22 protein-coding genes are annotated in these 24,830 nt (G+C 61.8%); 19 read left to right on the forward strand and 3 right to left on the reverse strand.

Features of this window, described 5'->3' with window-relative positions:
• Positions 1–17 precede the first annotated feature (17 nt).
• The 9 genes from AWB64_RS12875 to AWB64_RS12915 all read left to right on the forward strand — a co-directional run bounded on the left by AWB64_RS12875 (position 18) and on the right by AWB64_RS12915 (position 10,361).
• A complete protein-coding gene (locus AWB64_RS12875; RefSeq protein WP_063493210.1) occupies positions 18–809 on the forward strand; it encodes an SDR family NAD(P)-dependent oxidoreductase in 792 nt (263 codons plus the stop codon).
• A 51-nt stretch (positions 810–860) separates the two neighbouring features.
• Positions 861–1,847 (forward strand): quinone oxidoreductase family protein, encoded by a 987-nt coding sequence (locus AWB64_RS12880; RefSeq protein WP_060819456.1) that lies wholly within the window; start codon positions 861–863, stop codon positions 1,845–1,847.
• Between the two features lie 33 nt (positions 1,848–1,880).
• Positions 1,881–2,630 carry an SDR family NAD(P)-dependent oxidoreductase gene (locus tag AWB64_RS12885; RefSeq protein ID WP_060819458.1) on the forward strand — a complete coding sequence of 250 codons (750 nt, stop codon included), beginning with the start codon at positions 1,881–1,883 and terminating at the stop codon, positions 2,628–2,630.
• A gap of 268 nt (positions 2,631–2,898) precedes the next feature.
• Positions 2,899–4,089 carry an ABC transporter substrate-binding protein gene (locus AWB64_RS12890; RefSeq protein WP_060819460.1) on the forward strand — a complete coding sequence of 397 codons (1,191 nt, stop codon included), beginning with the start codon at positions 2,899–2,901 and terminating at the stop codon, positions 4,087–4,089.
• A 115-nt stretch (positions 4,090–4,204) separates the two neighbouring features.
• Entirely contained in the window at positions 4,205–5,077 is an 873-nt protein-coding gene (locus tag AWB64_RS12895; RefSeq protein ID WP_060819461.1) for a branched-chain amino acid ABC transporter permease, read from the forward strand.
• A gap of 2 nt (positions 5,078–5,079) precedes the next feature.
• Positions 5,080–7,068 (forward strand): branched-chain amino acid ABC transporter ATP-binding protein/permease, encoded by a 1,989-nt coding sequence (locus tag AWB64_RS12900; protein ID WP_060819463.1) that lies wholly within the window; start codon positions 5,080–5,082, stop codon positions 7,066–7,068.
• 13 nt (positions 7,069–7,081) lie between these two features.
• Positions 7,082–7,804, forward strand: a complete 723-nt coding sequence (locus AWB64_RS12905; RefSeq protein WP_060819465.1) for an ABC transporter ATP-binding protein — start codon at positions 7,082–7,084, stop codon at positions 7,802–7,804.
• Between the two features lie 51 nt (positions 7,805–7,855).
• A complete protein-coding gene (locus AWB64_RS12910) occupies positions 7,856–8,641 on the forward strand; it encodes a 2-keto-4-pentenoate hydratase (protein ID WP_060819467.1) in 786 nt (261 codons plus the stop codon).
• 64 nt (positions 8,642–8,705) lie between these two features.
• The gene (locus AWB64_RS12915) at positions 8,706–10,361 is read left to right on the forward strand and encodes an MFS transporter (RefSeq protein ID WP_060819469.1); all 1,656 of its coding nucleotides are present in this window, start codon (positions 8,706–8,708) and stop codon (positions 10,359–10,361) included.
• A 310-nt stretch (positions 10,362–10,671) separates the two neighbouring features.
• On the opposite strand, the gene AWB64_RS12920 is transcribed toward AWB64_RS12915, so the two are convergent.
• Genes AWB64_RS12920 through AWB64_RS12930 form a run of 3 tightly spaced genes read right to left on the reverse strand, consistent with a single transcriptional unit; the run spans position 10,672 to position 14,124 of the window.
• Positions 10,672–12,279, reverse strand: coding sequence for a tripartite tricarboxylate transporter permease (locus tag AWB64_RS12920; RefSeq protein ID WP_082850470.1), 1,608 nt, complete (start codon positions 12,277–12,279; stop codon positions 10,672–10,674).
• A gap of 3 nt (positions 12,280–12,282) precedes the next feature.
• Positions 12,283–12,759: a tripartite tricarboxylate transporter TctB family protein gene (locus AWB64_RS12925; protein WP_060819470.1), complete on the reverse strand. Its 477-nt coding sequence runs from the start codon at positions 12,757–12,759 to the stop codon at positions 12,283–12,285.
• A gap of 48 nt (positions 12,760–12,807) precedes the next feature.
• On the reverse strand, positions 12,808–14,124 hold the full coding sequence (locus AWB64_RS12930) for an MFS transporter (RefSeq protein ID WP_060819472.1): 1,317 nt from the start codon (positions 14,122–14,124) through the stop codon (positions 12,808–12,810).
• Between the two features lie 347 nt (positions 14,125–14,471).
• Between AWB64_RS12930 and AWB64_RS12935 the strand changes: the two genes are divergently transcribed.
• The 10 genes from AWB64_RS12935 to AWB64_RS12980 all read left to right on the forward strand — a co-directional run bounded on the left by AWB64_RS12935 (position 14,472) and on the right by AWB64_RS12980 (position 24,825).
• Positions 14,472–15,710, forward strand: coding sequence for a LysR family transcriptional regulator (locus tag AWB64_RS12935; protein WP_060819474.1), 1,239 nt, complete (start codon positions 14,472–14,474; stop codon positions 15,708–15,710).
• A 219-nt stretch (positions 15,711–15,929) separates the two neighbouring features.
• Positions 15,930–16,682 (forward strand): PIG-L deacetylase family protein, encoded by a 753-nt coding sequence (locus tag AWB64_RS12940; protein ID WP_060819476.1) that lies wholly within the window; start codon positions 15,930–15,932, stop codon positions 16,680–16,682.
• Complete coding sequence (locus AWB64_RS12945) at positions 16,679–17,371, forward strand: 4-carboxy-4-hydroxy-2-oxoadipate aldolase/oxaloacetate decarboxylase (RefSeq protein ID WP_060819478.1); 693 nt, start codon at positions 16,679–16,681, stop codon at positions 17,369–17,371. The genes AWB64_RS12940 and AWB64_RS12945 overlap by 4 nt, the downstream gene beginning before the upstream one ends.
• Positions 17,372–17,437: 66 nt before the next feature.
• Positions 17,438–18,529 carry a mandelate racemase/muconate lactonizing enzyme family protein gene (locus AWB64_RS12950; protein ID WP_060819481.1) on the forward strand — a complete coding sequence of 364 codons (1,092 nt, stop codon included), beginning with the start codon at positions 17,438–17,440 and terminating at the stop codon, positions 18,527–18,529.
• A gap of 24 nt (positions 18,530–18,553) precedes the next feature.
• Positions 18,554–19,492 carry an SMP-30/gluconolactonase/LRE family protein gene (locus AWB64_RS12955; RefSeq protein ID WP_060819483.1) on the forward strand — a complete coding sequence of 313 codons (939 nt, stop codon included), beginning with the start codon at positions 18,554–18,556 and terminating at the stop codon, positions 19,490–19,492.
• A 77-nt stretch (positions 19,493–19,569) separates the two neighbouring features.
• A complete protein-coding gene (locus tag AWB64_RS12960; RefSeq protein ID WP_157766627.1) occupies positions 19,570–20,538 on the forward strand; it encodes a Bug family tripartite tricarboxylate transporter substrate binding protein in 969 nt (322 codons plus the stop codon).
• Between the two features lie 61 nt (positions 20,539–20,599).
• A complete protein-coding gene (locus AWB64_RS12965) occupies positions 20,600–21,559 on the forward strand; it encodes an ornithine cyclodeaminase family protein (RefSeq protein ID WP_060819487.1) in 960 nt (319 codons plus the stop codon).
• A gap of 77 nt (positions 21,560–21,636) precedes the next feature.
• Positions 21,637–22,815, forward strand: a complete 1,179-nt coding sequence (locus tag AWB64_RS12970) for a porin (protein WP_060819489.1) — start codon at positions 21,637–21,639, stop codon at positions 22,813–22,815.
• Between the two features lie 51 nt (positions 22,816–22,866).
• Positions 22,867–23,952, forward strand: coding sequence for a mandelate racemase/muconate lactonizing enzyme family protein (locus AWB64_RS12975; RefSeq protein ID WP_060819491.1), 1,086 nt, complete (start codon positions 22,867–22,869; stop codon positions 23,950–23,952).
• A gap of 24 nt (positions 23,953–23,976) precedes the next feature.
• The gene (locus AWB64_RS12980; RefSeq protein ID WP_060819493.1) at positions 23,977–24,825 is read left to right on the forward strand and encodes an amidohydrolase family protein; all 849 of its coding nucleotides are present in this window, start codon (positions 23,977–23,979) and stop codon (positions 24,823–24,825) included.
• Positions 24,826–24,830 lie beyond the last annotated feature (5 nt).

Consider the following 24,830-nt stretch of genomic DNA (forward strand, 5'->3'; position numbering starts at 1 on the left):
CCGAGCCGGAGATTCCCATGACAACCCGAATATCCGAAAACCCGACCATGCAGCAGTTCAGGATCGACCAGCGTGTTGCGCTCGTGACGGGAGCGGGGCGGGGCATTGGCGCTGCGATCGCGCAGGCGCTTGCTGACGCCGGAGCGGAAATCGTACTTGTGGCGCGCACGCGCGGGCAACTCGAAGAAGTCGCGGCACAGATCACGAGCCGTGGAGGACGGGCCCACGTGCAAGTGTGCGACGTCACCGACTCGGCCGCGATCCGCGCATTGATCGACGCATTGCCTGCGCTCGATATCCTCGTGAACAACGCGGGCACCAATATTCCCGAGCCTTTTGTAGATGTCAGCGACGAACACCTCGACGTGGTCCTCAATCTGAATGTGAAGGCGTATTTCGTGGTTGCGCAAGCCGCTGTGAAGCGCATGTTGCGCGATGAAGGACGCAGCGCCCGGGGCGGCGCTGTCATCAATATCTCATCGCAGATGGGCCACATAGGTTCCCCCAACCGCACGGCCTATTGCATGACGAAACACGCTGTGGAAGGACTCACCAAAGCGATGGCGATAGAGCTTGCGCCCGAGCGCATTCGCGTCAATAGCATCGGGCCGACCTTCGTTGACACGGCACTGGTACGCAGCATCGTCGACACGCCGGAAAAGCGCGAGTTCCTGGTGTCGAAAATCCCGTTGGGGCACATGGCCGACGTACGCGACATCGCGGCGGCGGCAGTCTATCTCGCATCGCCGGCAGCCGCGATGGTCACCGGCGCTTCGCTGCTGGTAGATGGCGGATGGACCGCTCAGTAAGCAATCTTGCCAACCCATTGAACCGTTAGTCATACCGTCTGGAGTGCACGAATGAACAGAACATATGGACGATTCGTCGTCGAGCAAACCGGGGCCCCCGATGTCATGCGCTGGGTCCAGGAGCCCGCGCAGACAGTAGGCGCCGATGACGTGCGTGTGCGTCATGAAGCGATCGGCGTGGATTACATCGATACGCAGATCCGTGCCGGTGAGATGCCTGCCACGTTGCCTACCGGGCTTGGTTTTGCTGGCGTCGGTATCGTGGAAGAAACCGGCGCGAATGTGACGCATGTGAAAGAAGGCGATCGCGTTGCTTATATGTATTTCACCGCGGGAAGTTATGGCGAGGAGCGCGTGGTGCCAGGCGAGCGCATCTTCCGCTTGCCTGATCAAACGCTCGCGCCCGATCTCGCTGCCGGTGCGCTATTTCGTGGGCTGACCGCGTGGTACCTGTCGACGAGGCTGCGCACCATCAAACCCGGTGATGCGGTACTCGTTCATGCGGCAGCGGGTGGTGTTGGCCTGATGCTCACGCAGTGGCTGAAGCATCTCGGCGCAACCGTGATCGGTACGGTCAACTCGCAGGAGAAGGCCGACGTGCTGCGCGAGTTCGGTTGCCTGCATGCTGTCGTGATCCCGCAGGAAAGCTTCGTCGATAAGGTGTGCGAAGTAACGGGCGGCAAAGGCGTCGCGGTGGTGTATGAAAGCATTGGCCGCGAGACCTTCGAGGGTTCGCTTGATTGTGCCAGCCGTTTTGGTTTGATCGCGTCGTTCGGCTGGCCTTCGGGAGATCCAGGACCGGTCTCGCTGATGCATCTGCGCAGCAAGGGTTCGCTCTTCATTACGCGGCCGACCGTGACACAGTACACCGCGGACGCTGCCGATTTCCGCGAGGGTGCTGCCGCGCTGTTCGGCTTGATCCAGAACGGCACGCTGCGCGTGAAGGTCGGCAATGCGTATCCACTGAAGGACGCGGCGAAGGCGCATACAGACATTGTAGCGGGCAGGACCGTGGGCTCCGTGGTGCTGACGGTGTAGGGCCAGACAGTTCATCATTACCGGAGACACGCAATGTTATTGAAAGACAAGGTCGCGATCGTAACGGGCTGTGCGTCTATGAAAGGAATCGGCTTCGCTACGGCGAAGCTGTTCTCGGCGCATGGCGCGCGCGTCGCCATGATCGACCTGAACGAAGACGCGGCTGGTACGGCTGCTGCCATGATCGGTAAGCAGCACCGGGGTTTTGCCTGCGACGTGCGGGATGCCGCACGTTGCGAGCAGGTCGTGGAGGAGATTCTCGAAATGTTCGGTGCGGTCGACATTCTCGTGAATAACGCGGGCATCAGCCAGCCGGACCGGCTGATGGACAGCACGATGAATGATTACAACCTGGTGATGGACGTGAGCGCGAGAGGCACCTTCAATATGTCGCGCGCCATCGTGCCGCATTTTCGCACGCGCAAGAGCGGCGCGATCGTCTGCATGGGATCGCTCGCGGCACAGCGAGGCGGCGGGGTGCTTGGCGGACCGCATTACGCGGCGGCGAAGGGGGCGGTGCAGGCGCTCGCCAAATCGATGGCGCGTGAACTCGCGCCCGACGGTATCCGCGCCAACGCGATCGCGCCGGGACTCATTGATACGGAACTGCTGCTGGGAAAAATCACCGACGAAGGCAAACAGGCGGTCGCCGCCAGCACGCCGCTCGGAAGGCTCGGTACCGCGCAGGATGTCGCAAACGTCTGCTTGTTTCTGGCATCGGACTTGTCCGGCTATGTGACCGGGGTGGTCTTGGACGTCAACGGCGGTTATCACATTCATTGACGTGAGATTCATGCAGTTTTTGGTAAGCGAACTTTATTTATTAATAAGGATAACGATTTTTTATCGAGACCTGAATCCGGGTCTCGCGAAAACATCGGGCAGGGCGGCGACGCGCCGGTATCCCCTTGCATGACCGGGGCAAAGAGCGCGCGCCAAACGGGGTAGACGGAGGTTGTCGACTCATTGCATTGCAGGTGCCAGGCGCAACGCGGCGAGAAGACAGGCTCACCCATCCGCTGCAATTGATGCAGTCACAGGAGACAAAATCATGCTGATCAAATCCAAAAATGTGCGCTTGCTTGCTGTGGCGCTCGCAGCGAGCCTGACGGTCGCGGCGCACGCGGCCGACCCCATCAAGATCGGTGTATCCGGGCCGTTCACCGGTGGGTCGGCGCCCATGGGCCTTTCAATGAGAAACGGCATTAAACTCGCTGTCGATGAAATCAACGCCGCAGGCGGCGTACTCGGGCGGCCCCTCCAGATGGTCGAGCGCGACGACGAAGCCAATAACGCACGCGGACTGCAAGTCGCGCAGGAACTGGTCTACAAGGAGCACATAGCGGCGGGCGTCGGCATCATTTCGACCGGCGTGATTCTCGCGAGCCAGAAGGTCTATCAGGACGCGCAGATTCCGTTGCTCACGCCAGGCCCGAGTGGCACGTCGGTGACCAAGGTCTTCATGACCTCGGCCTATCCGAAGAGTTACATCTTCCGGGTCTCGCTGGTCGACCGGATCCAGTCCGCGATGATCGCCAACGAGGCGGTTGTGAAAGACCACTACAAGAAGGTCGCCATTTTCGCGGACTCGTCGAACTACGGTCAGCTCGGCCGGCAGGACATGACCGCGGCGCTTGAAAAGCTTGACGTCACGCCGGTCGATGTCGAAAAGTGGAATCAGGGTGACGTGAACATGACCTCGCAAGTACTGCGCGCGAAATCGGCAGGTGCGGAAGCTATCCTGACGTACGGCGAAGGGCCTGAACTCGCGCAGATCGTGAACGAGATGGCCAAGCTTGGCTGGAAGGCGCCGATTATCGGTAGCTGGACATTGTCCATGCCGAACTATATCCAGCTCGCGGGCGCCAATGCCGACGGCACACGGTTTCCGCAGACCTTCGTGGCGAACACGTCGCCGCGACGCACGGAATTCGTCGAGAAGTACAAGAAGGTCTATCACACGGACTACATTCCGGGTGCGGTGTGGGCGGCGCAAGGTTATGACGTGACCTATCTGATGGCAGCGGCCATGAAACAGGCAGGCACGACCGATGGCCCGAAAGTGCGCGATGCGCTCGAAGACCTTCACGAGAAGATGGACGGCCTGATCATGACCTACGACCACCCGTTTTCCAAGACCGATCATGACGCGATCCGGGATGCATCGGTGGCGGTCATGGCGCAAATCAAGAACGGCATGGTCGTGAAAATAGACGAAGGCCAAGCGCAGGCCGCGCGCTGATCCACGCAGGCAGTTTTCTCCTGCGACGCCCTACACCAGGCGTCTTGCCCGCGCGGCGAATCTCCGGACGCCGCCGCGCGAGTCACTCCACTTGCTGCTTTCGAGGTAACGAGGCATGAACGTCATCTTGCAGATCATTGTAAGCGGATGTGCCGTCGGAATGATCTATGCGGTCACCGCATTCGGTTACCAGCTTACATTCGCCACCTCCGGCACCATGAATTTCGCGCAGGGGCAGGCGCTTGCCGTCGGCGCATTGATGGGTCTCACGATCCTGCAGCATGTCGGCAACTACTGGCTGATGATTCCCATCGTGCTTGTGATGGGCGCGATTGTCGGCGTGATCACCGAACGTATCAGCGTGCGCTCGGCTGTCGCGGCGAAAAGCGAAGGCTGGATCATGGCGACCATTGCGCTCGGCATCATCATGACAAACATGGCTGAGAACATCTGGGGTACTGACGATCTTAAATTTCCATCGCCGCTGCCCGACACGCGTATCACAGTCTGGGGCGCAAGCATCCTGCCAATGGAACTGCTTGTGATCGCCGGCGCGCTCGCGCTGATGGCCGCGGTCGAGGTGTTCAACCGCAAGACCATCTATGGACGCGCGGTGATCGCCACCGCCAGTGACGCCGATGCTGCCGGCCTGATGGGTATCAATACGCGTCTGGTGGTGACGTTTTCTTATGCACTCTCGTGCATGAGCGCGGCTTTCGCGGGCATCCTGATTGCCCCGCTGACGGTTGCCGGCGCCGACATGGGGGCGACGCTCGGGCTCAAGGCGTTTGCTGTCGCCATCATCGGCGGGCTGACGTCGGGCATGGGGATCATTGCGGGGGGCGTGATTCTGGGCGTCGCGGAGACATTCACCGGCTATTACGTATCGAGCGGCTATAAGGATGTGCCTGGCCTGCTGTTGCTGCTTGCTGCCCTGGCGATCAAGCCCGCCGGTCTGTTCGGCAGAACTTCAATCAAAAAGGTGTGAACATGGGGCAATCGAAGAAGCTTGCATCATGGCTCATGATAGTCGGCCTGGCGGCATTCCCGCTAATTAGCCAGAACCCGTATTACACCCATTTGCTCGTGATCATCGGTATCTACTGCGTCGTGGTCTTCGGGCTGGATATCGTGGTTGGGTACACCGGGGAAGTGTCGCTCGGGCATGCCGGTCTTTTTGGCATCGGTGCATACGCCACAGGCATCCTGCTTGCCACAGCGGGGCTGCCCTTCTGGATAGCGATTCCCTGCGCTATCGCCATAACTGCTTTTTCCGGCGCCATCCTCGCGGTGCCGGCATTGCGGTTGACCGGTCCGTATCTCGCGATGGTGACGCTGGCGTTCGGAACCATTGTCCAGATCCTGCTCAATGAAATGGATTTCCTGACAAACGGCGCGCAAGGTCTTGCGATCAGCAAGCCTGTGGTCCTCGGTCATCTGGTGAGCGCCACCGACTTCTACTACGTGGTGCTGGCCGTTGCCGCACTTGCAATGCTGGTCGTGTCGCGGATCATGTCGTCTCACTATGGCCGCGCGTTCCTCGCGTTGCGCGGCAGCCCGGTCGCGGCGGACTGCATGGGCGTGTCGGTCTACCGCTACAAGGTGATCGCGTTCGTGATCAGCGCCGCGTTCGCCGGACTGGCTGGTTCGCTGTATGGATTGTCCGAGGAATACATTGCCCCGAATACCTTTTCCATGGAGCTCTCCACGCTGTTCCTGCTCGCCGTCACGCTGGGCGGAAAACGCTCGCGCGTGGGCACGGTGATCGGTGCGTCGACCATTGTGATCCTGCCGAATCTGCTGTCCGATATCGTCTTGTTCCGCGCCCTGACTGTTGTGATCGCGGTCGTGGTTGCCGTGCTTGCAGTGCATGTCTATCGCAGCAAACGCGCCACTATGCGCGCGCTTCTCGCGCCGGTCGTCACGGTGGCTGCTTTCGTCTGCTTTGCGTTCACCGTCAGCGACATCGTCAGCCAGCGCCTGACCATCTTCGGGTTGATTATTCTGGGCGTGGTGTATTACCTGCCCGAAGGCGTGGCAGGTTACTTCAGGGTGCTTACACGCAACTGGAGTGCGGCCAGGGCGCTGCGGACCGCAACCCCGGATAGCCGCCCGCCACATGAGGTGCCGCAAGAAGAGCTGTGGGGAAACGCGGCGCTGCGCCTGGCTTCGCCAGCGGAGTGCCTGCTCGACTTATCGGGCGTCGTGATGCAGTTTGGCGGCCTGCGCGCGCTCAACGACATCTCTCTCAAGGTGATGCGCGGCACCGTGCATGGACTGATCGGGCCCAATGGCTCGGGCAAGAGCACGATGATGAACGTGCTCACCGGCGTGTACGCCGCGACCGGCGGCAACATCGACTTCAATGGTGAACGCTCGAACGGGCTGACGCCTTCAAGGATTGCACGCAAAGGCATTGCACGCACGTTCCAGAACGTTCAGTTGTTCGGGGAAATGAGCACGCTCGAGAACGTGCTGGTCGGACTGCACCAGACCTTTCATGCCAATCTGCTCGACGTGATATTCCGCACGCCTCGTTTTCGCCGGGAAGAGCAGGCGGCACGTGTGCGCGCCGCGGCGTTGCTTGGTTTTGTCGGCATGCACGATCTTGCGGCCGAGCAGGCGCGCAACCTTCCGTACGGTAAGCAGCGCCTGCTCGAGATAGCGCGGGCGCTGGGTACGTCGCCGTCCTTGCTGCTCCTCGATGAACCCGCCGCTGGCCTGCGGCCCGCCGACTTGCCGGAACTGCGGCAGATGATCGAGAAGATTCGCGGACACGGCATTACCGTGATCCTGATCGAGCATCACATGGACCTGGTCATGGCGATTTGCGACCGTGTCTCGGTACTCGATTTCGGACAGAAGATTGCCGAGGGTGCGCCCGCCGATATTTCCCGCGACCGCCGCGTGATTGAAGCGTATCTCGGCGCACCGGCCGTTGCGCCGGGTGCGGCCATCGCTACCCCGACTGTGGCCTAGGAGACGCGCAATCATGCTCAGGATCGATTCCATACACGCAGGTTACGGCACCACCGAAGTGCTGCATGGGGTCTCGCTCGAAGTCGCCAAGGGCCGCGTGGTCAGCCTGATCGGCTCGAATGGCGCGGGCAAGACTACGACCATGCGTGTGATCTCCGGCATGTTGCGCGCCCGTGCGGGCATTGTGATGCTCAACGGGCAGGACATCACGCAATTCGAGTCCTTCAAGGTCGCACGGCTCGGGCTCGCGCACAGTCCCGAAGGGCGCCATGTGTTTCCCACTCTGTCGGTCAGGGATAACCTCGAACTGGGCGCGTTCGCGCGGTTCGTCGGCAAGCGCAGGAAGGGCGACATCAAAAGTGACCTCGAACGCGCCATGGACCTCTTTCCCATCCTGAGGAAACGCGCGACGCAGCAAGCGGGAACCTTGTCTGGCGGCGAGCAGCAAATGCTTGCGATGGCGCGCGCCATCATGCTCGACCCGGAAGTGGTGCTGCTTGATGAACCATCGATGGGCCTCGCCCCCCTGCTCGTGGACGAAGTGTTCAGGACAATCGAGCGTCTTAAGCAAGATGGCGTGACGATGCTTGTCGTCGAGCAGTTCGCGGCGGCTGCGCTGCAGGTGAGCGATTACGGATATGTGCTCGAGAACGGCAAGGTTGCGATTGAAGGACCGGCCGTCACCTTGCGCGACAACAAGGCGGTGCAGGCCGCGTATCTGGGCGGCATGCATTGAAGCCAGACCAACGGATCAAACCACGCATGCGAATGCGATCAAGGAGCAGACGTGAACCAGCATCAGTTGCACGAAGCCGCCAGCACGCTTTTGAAAAATGCCCGCGACCGCACGCGGCTTGTCGCGCTACCCGAGAGCTGCAGGCCCGCGAGCCGCGCTGACGCGTACGCGGTTCAGGCGGAGGCCGCGCGCCTGTCCGGGCGACTCGTGGCCGGGTGGAAGATCGCCGCGACAAGCAAGGCGGGACAGGAGCATATCGGCGTGGATGGACCCATCGCTGCGCGGCTTTTATCCGAGCATGTGATCGCTGGCGGACTGACCGTGCCGATGAAAACAAACGTGATGAACGTCGCCGAAGCGGAGTTTGCCTTTCGCATGAAGTCCGCGCTGCCGCCCCGAGGCCGGCCGTATGAGACAGGCGAAGTCATGGATGCGGTCGATACGCTTCACCTCGCGATCGAAGTGCCTGATTCCCGTTACGAGGACTTCGCGCGAGTCGGTGCGCCCCAACTGATCGCCGATGCCGCGTGTGCGCTGTGGCTTGTCGTCAGTCCCGCGGTTGCAGAGGGTTGGCGTAGCGCCGATCTCGTGTCGCACAAGGTCGCGGCATATCGCAACGGCTTGCTTGCGGGCGAGGGCAGTGGCGCGAATGTGCTGGGCGACCCGTGCATTGCGATTACGTGGCTTGCCAATGAATTGAACAGCGTTGGCGAGTGCTTGCAGCCCGGACAGCTCGTCACTACGGGGGCGTGTGTGGCACCCATGGCAGTCGCGCCGGGTGACACGATGAACGTCGATTTCGGCGCATTCGGCTCGGTCGAGGTGTCGTTTTCATAGATACACGGCGTCACGGTCAATGCCAGGCCTGCACGAGATAGGTGACTTAACAGGAGACAAAGCCATGGACCTCAGTCTTACGGAAAGCCGTGCGCGGCTATCGGGCAAGGATAAACGGGCGATTGCCGGCGCGGTGGCCGGCACGGTGTTCGAGTGGTACGACTTCGTGCTGTATGGTTCGCTCGCGGATGTCATCGCGGCGAATTTCTTTACCGGTATAGAACCGGGCACCGCCTTCATCTTCGCGTTGATGACGTTTTCGGTCGGGTTCGTCGTGCGGCCTCTCGGCGCTGTGATCTTTGGGCGTCTCGGCGACATGATAGGGCGCAAGAAGACTTTCATGACCACGGTCATGCTGATGGGACTGGCGACTTGCGCCGTTGCGCTTACGCCCGGCTATGCAACCATTGGCGTGGCTGCGCCGATCATCCTCGTGCTCTCGCGCATCCTGCAGGGTTTTGCGGTAGGCGGGGAGTTTGGTGGCGCGGCGACTTACGTGGCCGAACATTCGCCGCAGAATCGCAGAGGCCGCAATACGTCCCTGATCCAGGCGACGGCTTCAACCGGCTTGCTCGGCGCGCTGATCATCACCATTGCCACACGTATTCTCACAGGACCTGACTTCGCGGTCTGGGGCTGGCGCATACCGTTTTCGATATCCATCATTTTGCTGATCGTGTCGCTCGCGCTGCGCAGGAAGATGGACGAATCGCCCGCATTCGAGCGGGCCCGCGCGGCAGGCGTGCTGTCAAAATCGCCGGTGCGCGATTCGTTGCGCGGGAAGAATCTGGCCAAGGTCATGGTGGCGCTGTTCGGGATCTGCGGCGGCATGACGGTCGTGTGGTACGTGGTTGTGATCTATCCACTGTTCTTTCTCACGCGCGTATTGAAAGTCGATGCCAACGTGTCGAACCTGCTGGTTGCCATCGCCATGCTGGCCGCAATCCCCATGCTGTATGGCTGTGGTGCATTGTCCGACCGCTTTGGGCGCAAGCCCGTTTTGTTGATCGGATATCTGCTCGCCGCGGTGACCATCTTTCCCGCGTTCCGCGCAATCACGCACTACGCCAATCCCGCACTCGAACAGGCGCAGACCAAGAATCCCGCCGTGGTTCACGCCGACCTGCGTGCGTGCGCTTTCATGTTCGACCCGGCAGGCGTGCGTAATTTCAGCAATCCCTGCGATATCGCGAAGAAAACGTTGAGCGCCGCCTCGGTCAACTATTCGGTCGTCGGCGGCGGCTCTGGCGAGCCGGTCACGGTCACGATAGGCGACGACGTGATTCGTGGATTCGACGCCACCAGTCTTGACGCCGCCGGGCTGAAGGCGAAGGCGGGCGACTTTAGCCAGGCGCTCTCCGCGGCGCTGGTGAAGGCGGGGTATCCGCCAAAGGCTGCTCCCGATCAGTTCCACTTCGGCGCCGTCTTGCTGCTGATGTTGTTCCTGGTCTTCGTCATGAGCCTGACCTACGCGCCCATTGCCGCCATCCTGGTCGAGATGTTCCCGACAGAGTTGCGATACACATCGATGTCCATTCCGTTTCACGTAGCGAGCGGATGGATTGGCGGGCTGCTTCCCGCGCTGTCGTTTGCCATTGCCGCCGCGCAGGGGAATATCTACGCGGGTCTGTGGTATCCGATGTTTTGGGTCGGGCTGGCGCTGGTGGTCACCGCATTTGCGTATCGCGAGTCGCGAGCGGTCAATATCTTTAGATCGTAGAGTGCGTCGTCGGACCGGGCCAACAGTATGAGGTGCCGTGTTTGTTCGAATACGACACCGTGTCGCGACGCTCGCTTGGGGCAAGGTGGGCGCGGGAGGTCGCGCCTGAAGATGCACTTTGTTTGGTGCGCGGTCCCGACCGGCGTTTGGGGCCGCCATCAATTCGGCACGGGTTCAATCGGGCACGATGCGGACGTGATCGGCCAGCGGGATTTGCTTGGCTTCTGGGCGCCTTGGCGGCTGGAGCGCAACGGGTCATAGCGATAAACACGTTTCAGAGCAAACATGCATTGGCTGGCGCACGCCTAAATTACTTGGGCTCCGTGCGCGAGTGATCGACGGGAATTTTTCGCGTCTGTGTTAATGCCACACCACCTTCTCCTGCGATACCGTGTCCGCCATCGTCAATACGCCTCTGCTCGCGATTGCGCATGCTTTTATGCACGGCAAAGTACAACTGCAGCAAAATTAGAATGGCCGATGCAGCCATGAATACCGCGCTGATCGGGTGCTCGAAAAACACGCCCAGGCGGCCGTCCGACAGAAGCAGCGAGCGGCGGAAGTTTTCCTCGACGAGCGGTCCGAGTACGAAGCCAAGCAGGATCGGCGCAACCGGAAAGTCGAGCGTAAGAAAGATTGCGCCGATCACGCCGAACACCAGCACTTCGCCCACCTGGAAGAGGCTGTTGTTGGTGCTATAGACACCGACCGCGATAAAAAAGAGCGCGGACGGAAACAGATACCGGTAAGGCACTTTCAGGAATTTCACCCAGATGCCGATGAGCGGCACGTTCAGCACGACCAGCAGAATGTTACCGACCCAGAAGCTCGCTATCAGCCCCCAGAACAGGTCCGCATGCTCGGTGATCAATTGCGGTCCTGGCTGAATGCCCTGGATCAGCAGGGCGCCGAGTATCAGCGCCATCACCGGGTCGCCCGGAATGCCGAGACTCATAGTCGGAATGAAGTCGACCTGGGTTTTGGAGTGCGAGGCGGCTTCGGGCGCTGCGACACCAGCGATCTCGCCTGAGCCGAAACGCTCTGGATGTCTCGCTATCTTCTTTTCCACCGCATAAGCCAGGAACGTCGTAATGGTCGGTCCGGTACCTGGCATCGCGCCGAACAGCGTTCCCATCAGCGTGCCGCGCAGCATCGGAAAAAATGCCTGGCGAAGCTCGTTGCGGCTAGGCCGCATATCGCGTATTCGAAGCTTGATGCCGGTGCCCACCGCATGCATGTGATTGACGTTGGCGAGGAACTCTGCCACGCCGAACAGCCCAAGCGCCAGCGCCACCAGTTCGATACCGTCCGAAAGCTGATAGACACCGAACGTGTAGCGCATCGTGCCGCTGTTCACGTCGGTGCCCACCACGCCCAGCATCAGGCCGAATAGCGTCATCGCGACGCCCTTCAATGGCGAGCTTCGCGACATCGTGCCGCCCGCAAGCAGTCCGAGCAGCATGATCGAGAACAGCTCGGCCGGGCCGAACTTGAATGCCATGCGCACCAGCAGCGGTGACGCAAACACCATTACGGTAATACCGAACGAGGCGGCGAAGAACGACGAGATCATGGTGATGCCGAGCGCCGTGCCACCTTTGCCCTTCTGTGTAAGTGGATAGCCGTCGAGACAGGTCACCGCATGCGGGGGATGGCAGGGCAGGTTCAGGAGAATCGCGCCGATTGCGCCGCCGTATTGCGAACCGTAGAAGATGCCGGCCAGCATCAAAATGGCGGCAACCGGCGGCATCGTATAGGTCAGCGGCAGCAGGATCGAGATTGCCGATAGCGGTCCCATGCCAGGCAGCACGCCTATCAGATTGCCGATGAGCACGCCGAAGAACGACCACATCAGATTGTGCAGTTCGAGCGCGACGCCGAAGCCGTGCCAGAGATCGACCAGAGATTGTCCAATCATGACTTAACCCCAGGAAAACAACGGGAATTGCAGTTTCAGCGCCCAGCGGAACACCACGGCGCTGATCACGACCATTGCAAGGGCGAGCATTGCAGCCCGTTTAGGATCATTGGTGCGATCACCGAGCGCAGAGATGAAAACGAGCGCGAAGGTCGCGGGCGCGAGCCCGCCATACTCGCCAATGCCGACGAACGCCGCGATGCCGCCGAGAATGCAGGCCCACGCACCCCATTCGGGTTGACGGGCAGGAGATTCGGTGCTGGTCGCGGCGCGCCGCGCTGACAGCCGGGCCGAAATGACGATGCCGAGTCCCACCAGCGCCATCAGCAAGCCGAGTGCGACCGGGAAAAATCCCGGGCCCATGTTGTTCAGCGTGCCGACGTCGTAGGTCGCGCCTTCCACTAGCGCGCCCGCACCGATCAGCAGCATTAGCGTGCCGCCAAGATAGTCCCGGCGGACCTGGGTCAACTGCAAGGGCATGACTGTCTCCTGTGTATCTCGCGCAGCTCTGCGGCCGGGCGTGAAGCGTCAGACGAAACTGCGTGCGGCGAAGCGCAGGCGCCGGTGATTCATCACCAGCAACAGCAGCGCGCCACCGCCTGAAATGAAGGCCATCGGCAGGAACGCCAGTGCATAGCTGCCGTGCGCCTCGCGGATCAGGCCGACGATATAAATCGGGAAGAACGAAATCAGGCTGCTGATCGCGTTGATTTGCGCAATACCCGCCGCCTTGATGTTGTCGGGCAACCATTCGGTCGCGATGGCCCACGTCGGCGCCTTCGACGCGTAGATGCCGACCACGGTGAGGCCCAGCAACAGATAGGACGGCACAAACGCGGACGACACCATCATCAGCGCGGTGGCGAGCGCCGCCACGATCAACGGCACGGCGGTGTGCCAGATCCGCTCGGAACGCCGGTCCGAGTGATAGCCCGCGGCAATCACCGCGACGGCGCCGAGGAGGAACGGCACGGAGTTGAGCCAGCCGGCCGCCATGTCCGACACGTGAAACGATTTGATGAAGCGCGGCGCCCACACGGCGAATGTATTCGAGGTGGCCGACGAAGCCGCGAGCACGACCGCGAGGCCCAGCACGCGCGGATTGCACAGCACGCGCCAGAGCGGCACCGCGTGGCCCGTGCTGGCTTCGTCCGGAGCGCGATCGCGTGCCAGCATGTTGCGATAGATCTCGCGTTCGGCAGGCGTCAACCAGCGTGCGTCTTCCGGGCGGTTATCGATGTAGAACATGCAGACGACTCCGAGCACCACCGCCGGCAGTCCTTCTGCGATGAACAGCCATTGCCACCCGGCCAGCCCGAGCACGCCGTTCAAGTGCAGCAGCGCGGCGGAAAGCGGTGAGCCGAAGAAGCTCGACAATGGAATTGCGAGTGCGAACCAGCCGACGTAAGTTGCGCGGTGCGACTTCGGAAACCAGTATGTGAGGTACAGGATAACGCCGGGAAAGAGTCCCGCCTCGGCTGCGCCGAGCACGAAGCGCATCACGGAGAACGACCACGGTCCTTGCACGAGCGCCATGCAGGTGGAGACGATGCCCCACGTGATCATGATGCGCGTGAAAAAGCGCCGCACACCTTGCTTCAGAATCAGGATATTCGACGGTACTTCAAATAGCACGTACGACACAAAATACAATCCCCCGCCGAGTCCAAGAATGGCTGGCGAGATGTGGATATCGCTTTCCATCTGGAACGACGCGAAGCCGATGTTGACTCGGTCGATGAATGAAACGAAGTAGCAAAGAATCAGGAACGGCATGATGCGCAAGGCGGCACGCCGAATCAGCTTTTTCTCGACGTCGGTCGCCCATTCCAGATTTCTGTCCACTTGTGTCTCCTTATTGTCAATTGCATAAACAACTGCCGAGGGTCAATGCGCGCCGCGCTCTTGCACGGTGCATGCCTGTTCAGTCGTTTTCCGTTGTCGCATCTTCGATCCCTCGGGAGTTGAGCGCCAATCATATTCATACCGAAAGCGATACGTTTTTCTGATATAGATGATTTCCCGGAGACGAAAGTGCGAGCATGGATATCGCATGCGGCGAGAATATCCGCGTGATTCCGAATATTTCGGGTACTCCTTGCGTGATAAGTTCCGCACTATTCTGTTGAGCCCCGGCCGCGCGGTGCATCCATGGATCAGCGGACAGGGGGTGGAAATGAATCTAAAAGGTTATGCCTGAACTTCCGAACTATCTGCCCCGGCTTGCGCAAATGCATAAGTTGCGCGCTTTTGCTGCCGTCGCGCGGCACGGCAACGTACATCGCGCCAGCGAAGCATTGCATCTGTCGCAACCTTCGGTGACGCGCGCGGTGCGGCAGCTTGAAATGTCGCTTGGCACGCTGTTGTTCGAGCGCACGACCAAGGGGATGCGTCTCACGGCGGCCGGCGACTGCGCGTACCGGCGTGTCGAGCGTGCGCTCGAGGCGTTGCGTGCGGCGGGCAGCGACATTCTGCGTCGCGCGGTCCCTGGGCGACACCGCGTGCCGCCGACGGAGCGGCTGTCGGAAACCGTCACCGAAGCCATGCTGACGGCACTCGTCGCGGTCGCGCGCTCCGGTAGCGAAAAGGCCGCGGCGGCCGCGGTTGGCGTGACCCAGCCGGCACTCAATCGCAATCTTCATCTGCTCGAACATCTGGCCGGCGTGCCGCTCTTCATGCGCTCCGGCCGCGGCACGCAGCTCACCGAGCCCGGCGAGCTGCTGCTGATGCACGTAAAGCTCGCGCTCAGCGAAATCCGCGTCGCTGACGAAGAACTGGTGTCGTTGCGGGGAGAACTGGCCGGACTGCTGGTGGTGGGCGCGTTGCCGCTCTCGAGCGGACATCTCGTGCCGCTCGCGACCGAACGCACGTTGCGCAACCATCCGGGGCTCAACATACGGATCGTCGATGGCACCTACGAAACGCTGGGCCACGGCCTGCGTTGTGCCGACGTCAATCTGATCGTCGGCGCGTTGCGCTCAGACGAGAGCGAACCCTATTCGATCCACGAGCCGTTGTTCGACGACACGCTGAGCGTGGTGGTCCGTGCGCAGCATCCGTTGCTGCGGCAACAGAACATCGGCAGCCTGAATCGACTGCGTGAACACGAATGGGTCGTGCCGCTCGCGGGCACGCCATCACGCGTATTGTTCGACGGCGCGTTTCGCGCTGAATCGGTCGAGCCGCCCAACACGCAACTCGAAGCAAACAGTCCTTCGATTGTGCGCACGCTCCTGCTTTCGAGCGATCGGCTCGCGCTGGTTTCGCATCGTCAGATCCAGCACGAGTTGCGGCAGGGCATCCTCGTCATCCTGCCAGTGGAAGTGAAATTCGCGCGTCGCACGATCGGTATCGCGCGGCTGCGTAATACCGAACCGTCACCCGGCATGCTGGCGTTGCTCGGCGCACTGCGAGCCGTATCGGCGGAATGACGCAGTGCGCACCTGGCTGCGATCAACCCGCCCCGAGCCTCGGCGCAGGCCTAAGGGTTTTTCCCGGGCCGGGCTATAAGCATAACGTATCGATCTGCCGACGATCGGTATTAGCCAGGGCGGCGGTCAGGCGCAACAATCTCGCATCGTTGCAGACCTGGCAGATACCGGTTCGATGCGGACTGACGGGGACGCGTTCCTTCACTCATCCGTTTATTCATGTCCACTCTCTCTCCGACTTCGACACACCGCAAGACCGGTCTAGTCGTCAGCGCGCACTCGGCCGATTTCGTCTGGCGAGCCGGTGGCGCGATCGCGTTGCACGCCAGCCAGGGCTATCGCATGATGGTCGTTTGCCTCTCGTTCGGAGAGCGCGGCGAATCAGCGAAACTGTGGCGCAAAGGCGGCCAGACGATCGAAAGCGTCAAGGCCGCGCGCCGCGACGAGGCGCTCGAGGCAGCCGCGATTCTCGGAGCCGAGATCCAATTCTTCGATCTCGGCGATTATCCGCTTCGCGTCTCCGACGAAGCCTTGATGCGGCTGGTCGACGTGTATCGCGATCTGCTGCCTTCGTTCGTGCTGAGCCATTCAGCCGAAGACCCATACAACGCCGACCATCCGCTGGCAATGAGCGTAACGCGCGAGGCGCGCATCATTGCGCAGGCCGAGGGCTATAAGCCGGGACAGCAGATTCTTGGCGCACCGCCCGTCTATGCATTCGAACCGCACCAGACAGAACAATGCAACTGGTCACCTAATACCTTTCTCGACATCACGGAGGTGTGGGATCGGAAACGCGGCGCCATCGAAGCGATGGCGGGCCAGGAACATCTTTGGCATTACTACACACGTGTCGCACTGCAACGCGGCGTGCAGGCCAAGCGCAACATCGGCATTACGGCCGCGCGCAACATCGAATATGCGGAGGCTTACATGCAGCTCACCCCTAACGTAGTGGAGTCGCTCGCATGACGCTCGGAATCGTGGTGCCCAACAAACGGCGCGCCGACGCGCAGGCCATCGCCGCCCTCGCGCAGGCCGGCGCGGCGACAGCCCATGAAGCCCAAGGTCGGCTCGGCCTGATGGGAGCAGGCATTCGCCCAGTCTGGCAAGGCGCGGCGATAGCCGGCTCAGCTGTCACAGTGTTGCTGGTTCCCGGTGACAACTGGATGCTGCATGTTGCCGTGGAGCAATGCCAGCCGGGCGACATCGTCGTCGCCGCCGTCACCTCGCCTTGCGACAACGGCTATTTCGGCGAACTGCTGGCTACGTCGATGGCGGCGCGAGGTGTGCTCGGCCTCGTGATCGATGCCGGTTGCCGCGACGTCAAGGCGCTCAAGGACATGAATTTCCCTGTGTGGTCGAAGGCCGTGTCCGCGCAAGGCACGGTGAAGGCAACGCTTGGCTCGGTCAATGTCCCGGTGGTATGCGCCGGCCAGGCGGTCCGTCCGGGCGACGTCATCGTCGCCGATGACGACGGCATTGTGGTCGTGCCGTTCGGCGACGTCGACAAGGTCGTGCATGCCTCGACACAGCGGCTCGAGAAAGAAGCCAGGACGCGCGCTGTGCTCGCCTCCGGCGTGCTCGGACTCGACTACTACGGCATGCGGGAAACGCTTGCCGCGAAGGGGCTTTGCTACGTCGCGCCGCAAGATGAATGAACTCGACGCAGCCGCTCGGCGTAGGGCCGCACGGTGCGCAAGACCAGGAAGGAGGCCATAAGCGTCATGACGATCCGTTCGATCGAAGCCATTCCGTTAAGTCTGCCTTACGAGATGTTCGGGCCGAAGCCGCTTTTCGCCGGACATCCGCGACAGATGGAAATCCTGCTCGTGCGCGTCGAGACGGAAGAAGGCCAGGTCGGCTGGGGCGAGGCATTTGGCTATGCAGTGTGGCCGGCCACCCGCGCTGCGCTCGAGCATCTCGTCGCGCCGCTCGCGATTGGCCGCGATGAAACCGGTATCGCCGAGCTCAACCTGCAATTGCAACGGCCTTTGCATTTGCTCGGACGCACTGGCGCGGTCACGTTCGCGCTGTCGGGCCTCGACATCGCGCTGTGGGATCTTGCCGGCAAGGCTGCGGGCAAACCCGTCTCTGCATTGCTGGGTGGCGCGCGGCATCGTGATCTGCCGGTCTATGCCAGCCTGATGCGCTACACCGACCCGGCGCTCGCAGCGCATAACGCGGCGGCGGCGCATGAACGCGGCTTTGCTGCGATCAAACTGCACGAGACCGGTGTCGAGCACGTCAAGATGGCACGCGAGGCGCTGGGTCCACAAGTGGGTTTGATGCTGGATGTAAATTGCCCGTGGAATGTCGACGAGGCGGTCGGGATTGCGCAGCAGCTCGCGCGTTTCGATCTGACGTGGTTCGAAGAGCCTGTCTGGCCTCCGGAAGATTTTGCGGCGCTCGCACAAGTGCGGCAACGCTGTGGCCTCGCCATTTCGGCGGGCGAGAACGTGATGAGCGCGACCCATTTCAAGCAGATGTTCGAAGCGGGCGCGGTCGACATCGCGCAGCCGAGCGTCACGAAGATCGGCGGTATCAGCGAATTCATGAAGATCGCTGGCATTGCGGCGCGCTATTGCGTGCCGCTCGTGCCGCACTGCCCGTACTTCGGTCCCGGGCTGCTTGCGAGTTTGCATATCGCATCGACTTTCGAAGCCGAAACCATGATCGAATATTCGTTCGCGGATCTCGGCGCGAGTCCGCTTGGCGACGCGATTGCAATCCGCGACGGCCGCATCACCATTCCACAGGCGCCTGGTCTTGGCCGGGACCCCGATCCCGACGTGATCGCGCGATATCGCGTGGCCTGACTCACACACTGACGAGGAAACTCTATGCAGGGGGAATTACCGCGCTATCCGGACGAAGCCGTCCGCGTGCTCGATCCGCGCTTTGCCCGCTACGTTAATCCGTTCGCGGCGGTGGAGCGGCTTGCCGACGGATGCCGATGGGGTGAAGGCCCGGTCTGGTTCGGCGACGGACGGTATCTCCTATGGAGCGATATCCCCAACGACCGCATCATGCGCTGGACCGAGGAAACCGGCGCGGTAAGCGTGTTTCGCTCTGGCTCGAACCTGCTTGCGAACGGGAACACGCGTGACCGGCAGGGACGGCTCATAACGGCCGAACATGGCGGCAGGCGCATATCGAGAACCGAGTACGACGGCTCGATCACGGTGCTCGCGGACCGGTATCAAGGCAAGCGTCTCAATTCGCCCAACGACGTGATCGTCAAATCCGACGACTCGATCTGGTTCACAGATCCGCCGTTCGGCTTACTCAACAACTACACAGGCCGGGTCGGCCAGCAGGAACTGCCCGCGAACGTCTATCGGCTCGATCCGCACGCGGGCGAGCTGAGGGTGGTGGCAGACGATATCGAAGGGCCGAACGGCCTGGCTTTTTCGCCCGACGAGTCCATCCTCTACGTGATCGAGTCGCGCACCAATCCGCGCCGTATCCGGGCGTTCGACGTGGAAGGCGGCACGCAGCTCGTGAAAAGCCGGGTGCTGATGGACGCCGGTCCCGGCACGCCGGATGGATTGCGCGTCGATATCGACGGCAACTTGTGGTGTGGCTGGGGCATGGGCCGCGCGGAGCTGGATGGCGTGCGAATCCTGTCGCCACAAGGCGAGCCCATCGGTCATATCGCGTTGCCGGAGCGCTGCGCCAATCTGTGCTTTGGCGGTCCACAGCGCAACCGCTTGTTCATGGCGGCGAGCCGTTCGCTGTATTCGTTGTTCGTCAACACACAGGGTGTGGCGAACGGATAGATTCACGCGCAAAGGCGCTCTCCAAACGAGAGATCAGCGCGATGGCGCGGTTCACTATAACTATTTCGGAGACCAAATTGAGACTCAAGCACCTGATACCTGCAACCCTGCTGGCGCTCGTCAGCGTCCTCAGCCCGGCGGCTCACGCGGCCTATCCCGAATATCCGATCCGGCTGATCCTGCCATTCTCCCCTGGCGGCTCCAGCGACCTCGTGGCGCGGGCCGTCGCGCAGAAGGCGTCGACGTTGCTGCATCAGGCGATCGTGGTCGACAATCGGCCCGGCGCGGGCGGCGTGGTGGCGACCAGCTTCGTCGCGAATGCGAAACCCGACGGCTATACGCTGCTGTTCGCGCAGACTTCGCACGCATCCAACCCATCGCTTATGAAGCGGCTGCCCTACGATTCCGAGAAAGGCTTCACGCCGATCGCGCTTCTCGCGGATCATCCGGGCGTGCTGCTGGCGTCGACAAAAACGCCCTACAACACGTTCGCTGAATTTCTCGCATACGCCAAGGCGAATCCCGGCAAGGTCAAATATGCGTCCGCAGGCATTGGCACATGGCCGCATCTGACCATGGCGATGCTGGCGAGCGATGCGAACCTGAAAATGGTTCACGTCCCCTATGCGGGCGCCGCTCCGTCGCGGATTGATCTGCTGGCTGGCCGCGTCGACGTGAAGGTCGAAGCCTACGCCACAGTCAGCGACCTGATCAGGAGCCACCAACTCAAGGCGCTGGCCGTTACCGGCAAGGAACACGTGGCCGCGCTGCCGGGCGTGCCGACCATCGCCGAATCGGGCTTCCCGGGTTTCGATTCATCGATCTGGATGGCGGTGCTCGGACCGGCGAACCTCCCGCCCGACGTCACGCAAAAGCTGCAGGCCGCCTTCACCGCCGCAGCCAAGGAACCCGCCGTTGTCAAGCAACTGGCCGACCAGGGCATCTATGCGCGCGGGCTGCCCGGCAGCGCGGTCGCGACGCTGATCCACGACGAAATCATCAAGTGGCACAAGGTGTTGGGCGCGGCCGGCGTTCAGCCGATGTAACGCACGTGGCTCACGTTCTTCAAGCCACCGACAGACACTGACTGGAATTTCGCGAAGCATCATGGCTCTTTATTTTTCCGAAACTGACGTCCGCCATGTGCTGACGATGCAAGTCGCGCTGCAAGAAGTCGAGCAGGCGTTCGCGGCCCGTGGCCGTGGCGTGGCGTTCGATGTGCCGCGCGAACGCGCGCGGCTGCCCGGTGCGCATCTGCATATTATGCAGGCGGCCGCACCCGAACTCGACCTGGTTGGCTATAAGGCGTACTACATCAAGCCCGGCGCGGGCCGCGTATCGCTGATTCATCTAATCAGCCGCAGCAGCGGCGAGCTTCAGTCAATTGTCGAAGCTGACTGGCTCGGGCAAATGCGCACGGGCGCCACAACCGGCGTAGCGGCACGGCACCTTGCGCGCAGTGAGGCTGGCGTGCTCGGCCTGTTCGGTTACGGGCGCCACGCCGTTACGCAACTCGAGGCGATCAGCCTTGCGTGCTGCTTGCGTGAAGTGCGCGTGTTCGGTCGCGACGGCGAACGTGTCGAGGCTTTTTGCCGCGAGCAGCGCGAGCGTCTTCAACTGGATGTGCGGCCAGCAGCTTCGCGGGAGGACGCGGTGTATGGCGCCGACGTGATTGCGTTGATGACGCGTTCCAGCGAGCCGCTCTTCGACGGAGCGTGGCTTGAAACCGGTCAGCTCGTGACCGCTGCCGGTTCGAACAGCCTAGATCGCCGCGAGGTCGATCTTGAGACTGTGGCGCGCGCCGACCTGATCGTGGTCGACTCACGCGAAGTCGCCGAGCGCGAATGCGGCGACCTCCTGCCTGCCTATGAAGCCGGCATCGTGCATTGGGAAAGCATCACCGATCTCGGGCAGGTGGTGGCCGGCGTGCGTCCGGGACGGCGCGACGACGCGCAGATCATCTTGTTCGAGTCGCATGGAATGGCGTTGCAGGACATCTATACCGCTTCGAAGGTCGTCGAACTGGCGCGCGCGCAGGGTCTCGGCACGCCGCTGCCGATCGCTTGAACGCACCGCATCCGCTGGCAACGCAGCACGATTGAGCAATTACACAAATTCAATTAACGCTTGGAGACCGAATCACTATGTCAACCGGAAGAAAAACCCTCGTGGCCGCCGGCCTTATGTCGTTCGGCTGCTTGTCCGCTCACGCGCAGAGTACTGTCACGATCTACGGGATTCTCGACGCGGGTATTACCTACGTGAACAACGCCGCGATTTCGACAGGCCACTCGAGCCTGCTCGAGTATGGCAATGGCGTCGCGCAGGCGAGCCGTTGGGGCATGAGGGGAACGGAAGATCTAGGCAATGGCTTGCATGCGGTGTTCACCCTCGAGAACGGCTTTAACACCGGCAACGGAACGTTCGCGCAGGGCGGCGCCGAATTCGGCCGCCAGGCTTTTGTCGGCCTGTCGAAAGACGGTATCGGCTCGTTGACGTTCGGGCGCCAGTACGCATTTTCGACGGAATATCTCGGCACGTATTATTCGATGGGCGGTGCAACGGTAGTCGGCAATTTCGCATTCCATCCGAATGCGCTCGACCAGGAAACAGCCACGCAACTAAACAACACTATCAAGTTTTCGAGCGCCGATCTGCATGGCCTCAAGTTCGGCGCGTTATATGGTTTTTCAAATCAGGCTGGCGCGTTCGCGGGTTCCGCCCCGACGGCCAATCCGGTCAACGCCGGTTCGTCGCGCACGTATAGTTTCGGCTTCAACTACGACTACGGCAAGCTCGGCCTGTCGGGCGCCTACACCAATATCGGCAACCCCAACGCCGCCACGCCTGCCTTCACGACCACGATCGCGAACGTCAACACGCAGGCCAACAAGGATTTGTGGACGCTCGGCTTCGGCTTGCGCTACGTGTTCGGTCCCTTGCTCGCGTTCGGCAACTGGACCGACACGCACCTGATTCCGCTGACCGGCCGTTCTTCGGTACTGACGAGCTATGAAATCGGCGGAAGCTATTCATTCACGCCCGCCTTGAGCTTCGCGCTCGGCGACTCATATTCGTCGCTGACAGGCGGCTTCAATGGTCACTGGAACCAGATCAATAGCGGCCTGGATTATGCATTGTCGAAACGTACCGACGTGTACGCGCTAGTGGTATATCAGAAGGCTACCGGCACCAATACGATCAACGGCAAGGTCGTACCGGTGCAGGCGGAAATCGGCGCGGCCACTACCTTTACTGCGAATTCCGGCGTTGGAGCGAGCAGCCAGCTGGCTGCTCGCGTCGGCATACGCCATCGGTTCTGATGCCGGCCGGGCGCGCCCCGCACAGAACCCCCGACCTGGAGTCAGTTTGTAATGAAAATCACTCGCCTCGTTACTGAAGTCGTCCGGCTGCCACTGCCGACGCCTATTCCCAGCGCGCGCATGACCATCCAATCGGCCGACTGCGTGCTGGTCTTCCTCGAGACCGACGCGGGGCTGATCGGGGAAGGCATGGCATTCACGCTCAACGGCAAGCGTCTCGCGCTGGTCGAATCGATGATCCGCAGCCTCGAGCCGCTCGTGCTCGGCATCGAACCGTCGATGAGCGGCGCGTTCTGGCGTGCCGCCATGGGCGACGTCGCTTTTCTCGGGCAACGCGGCTTGACGGTAGTCGGTTTGTCGGCGCTCGACATGGCGTTGTGGGATCTGCGCGGCAAGGAAGCCGGCATGAACATCAGCCGCCTGCTCGGACGCTGCCGCGACGCCATGCCGGCTTATCGCAGCGGCGGGTTGCGTCTGTCGCTGTCGATCGACGAATTGCAGCGCGAAGCGGCGAGCTTCGTTGAGCAGGGCTTTCGCGCGATGAAGATGTCGCTGGGCAAGCCGCTCGCCGCCGACGACCGTGCGCGCGTCGCCGCCGTGCGCGAAGCGATCGGCCCGAACGCGCGCCTGATGGCGGACTGCAACCAGCAGTTCAGCGTGGCCGAAGCGATCCGCCGCGGCCGCACGCTGGAAGAATTCAATCTGGCGTGGATAGAAGAGCCGGTTCCATATCACGATCACCACGGCGAAGCCGCGGTGGCCGCCGCGCTCGACACGCCGGTGGCCAGCGGCGAGAGCGAATATACGCGCGCCGGCATGCTGGACATGCTGCGTCTGCGCTCGGCCGACATCCTGATGCCGGATCTGCAACGCATGGGCGGTCCGACCGAGCTGCTCAAGGTCGCGCACTGCGCCGAACTCGCCAACGTGCCGGTCTCGCTGCATCTTTTCAGCGAGTGGAGCCTCGCGCTCGCAGGTGCGTTGCCCAATGCCGAGGTGCTCGAATACATGCCCTGGTTCTCCGGTCTCTATACGAACCGCATCGAGCTGGATGGCAACGGCTGTGTGCCGCTTTCCGATCTTCCTGGCTGGGGATTCCCATTCGACCCTACCGCGGTCGCACGCTACCGCGTCTAACCTGAGCAAGCCTGAGCTACGCCCATGGATCACGCCTCGACTCGCCTTTCCTTTCGCATGCCTCGCGGCGCGTGCGATACGCACTGCCACATCTGGGGTTCGCTCGCGCGCTTTCCCTACGCCGAATCGCGGCCCTATACGCCGCCTGAACGCGACAAGCACATGTTGAGCGCGCTGCATCAGCGCCTGGGCATCGAGCGAACCGTGGTGGTGCAGGGCATTGTGTATCGCACCGACAACCGCGTGATTCTCGATGCGATTGCCGACCGGCCGCACACGCGGCGCGGCATCGCGCTGATCGATCCAGACATCCCCGAGGCCGAACTGCAGCGGCTGCACGAAGGCGGGATTCGCGGCGTGCGCTTTGGCTTTGTCAGCCATCTTGCGTCGCGTCCCGACCTGGCGAGTTTCCGGCGCACGGTCGAGCGGATTTCGCCCTATGGCTGGCACGTTCTACTGCACGTCGATGCCGCCGATCTGATTGAACTGGCGCCGGTTTTCGCCGCCTTGCCGGTGCCGTTCGTCATCGATCACATGGGGCGGGTCGATGCGGCGCAGGGCCTCGCGCAGCCGCCGTTCGCACAGCTTCTGGAGCTCGCGCGGCGGGACAATTGCTGGGTAAAGTTGTCGGGCGCCGACCGCGTATCGGCGCAAGGCGGCACCTTTGACGACGCCGTGCCGTTCGCCCGGGCGCTGCTCGAGGCCGCGCCCGAGCGCGTGATATGGGGCACCGACTATCCGCATCCGAAGCCCCGCCACGATGTCATCGACGATTCGAAGCTGGTCGAGCTGCTGCCGCGTATTGGCGATGCCGGCCAGTTGCGGAAATTGCTGGTGGACAATCCGCTGCGCCTGTACGGCTTCACAGAATGAGCGAA

This window comes from Caballeronia sordidicola, from assembly GCF_001544455.2.
Taxonomy (GTDB): domain Bacteria; phylum Pseudomonadota; class Gammaproteobacteria; order Burkholderiales; family Burkholderiaceae; genus Caballeronia; species Caballeronia sordidicola.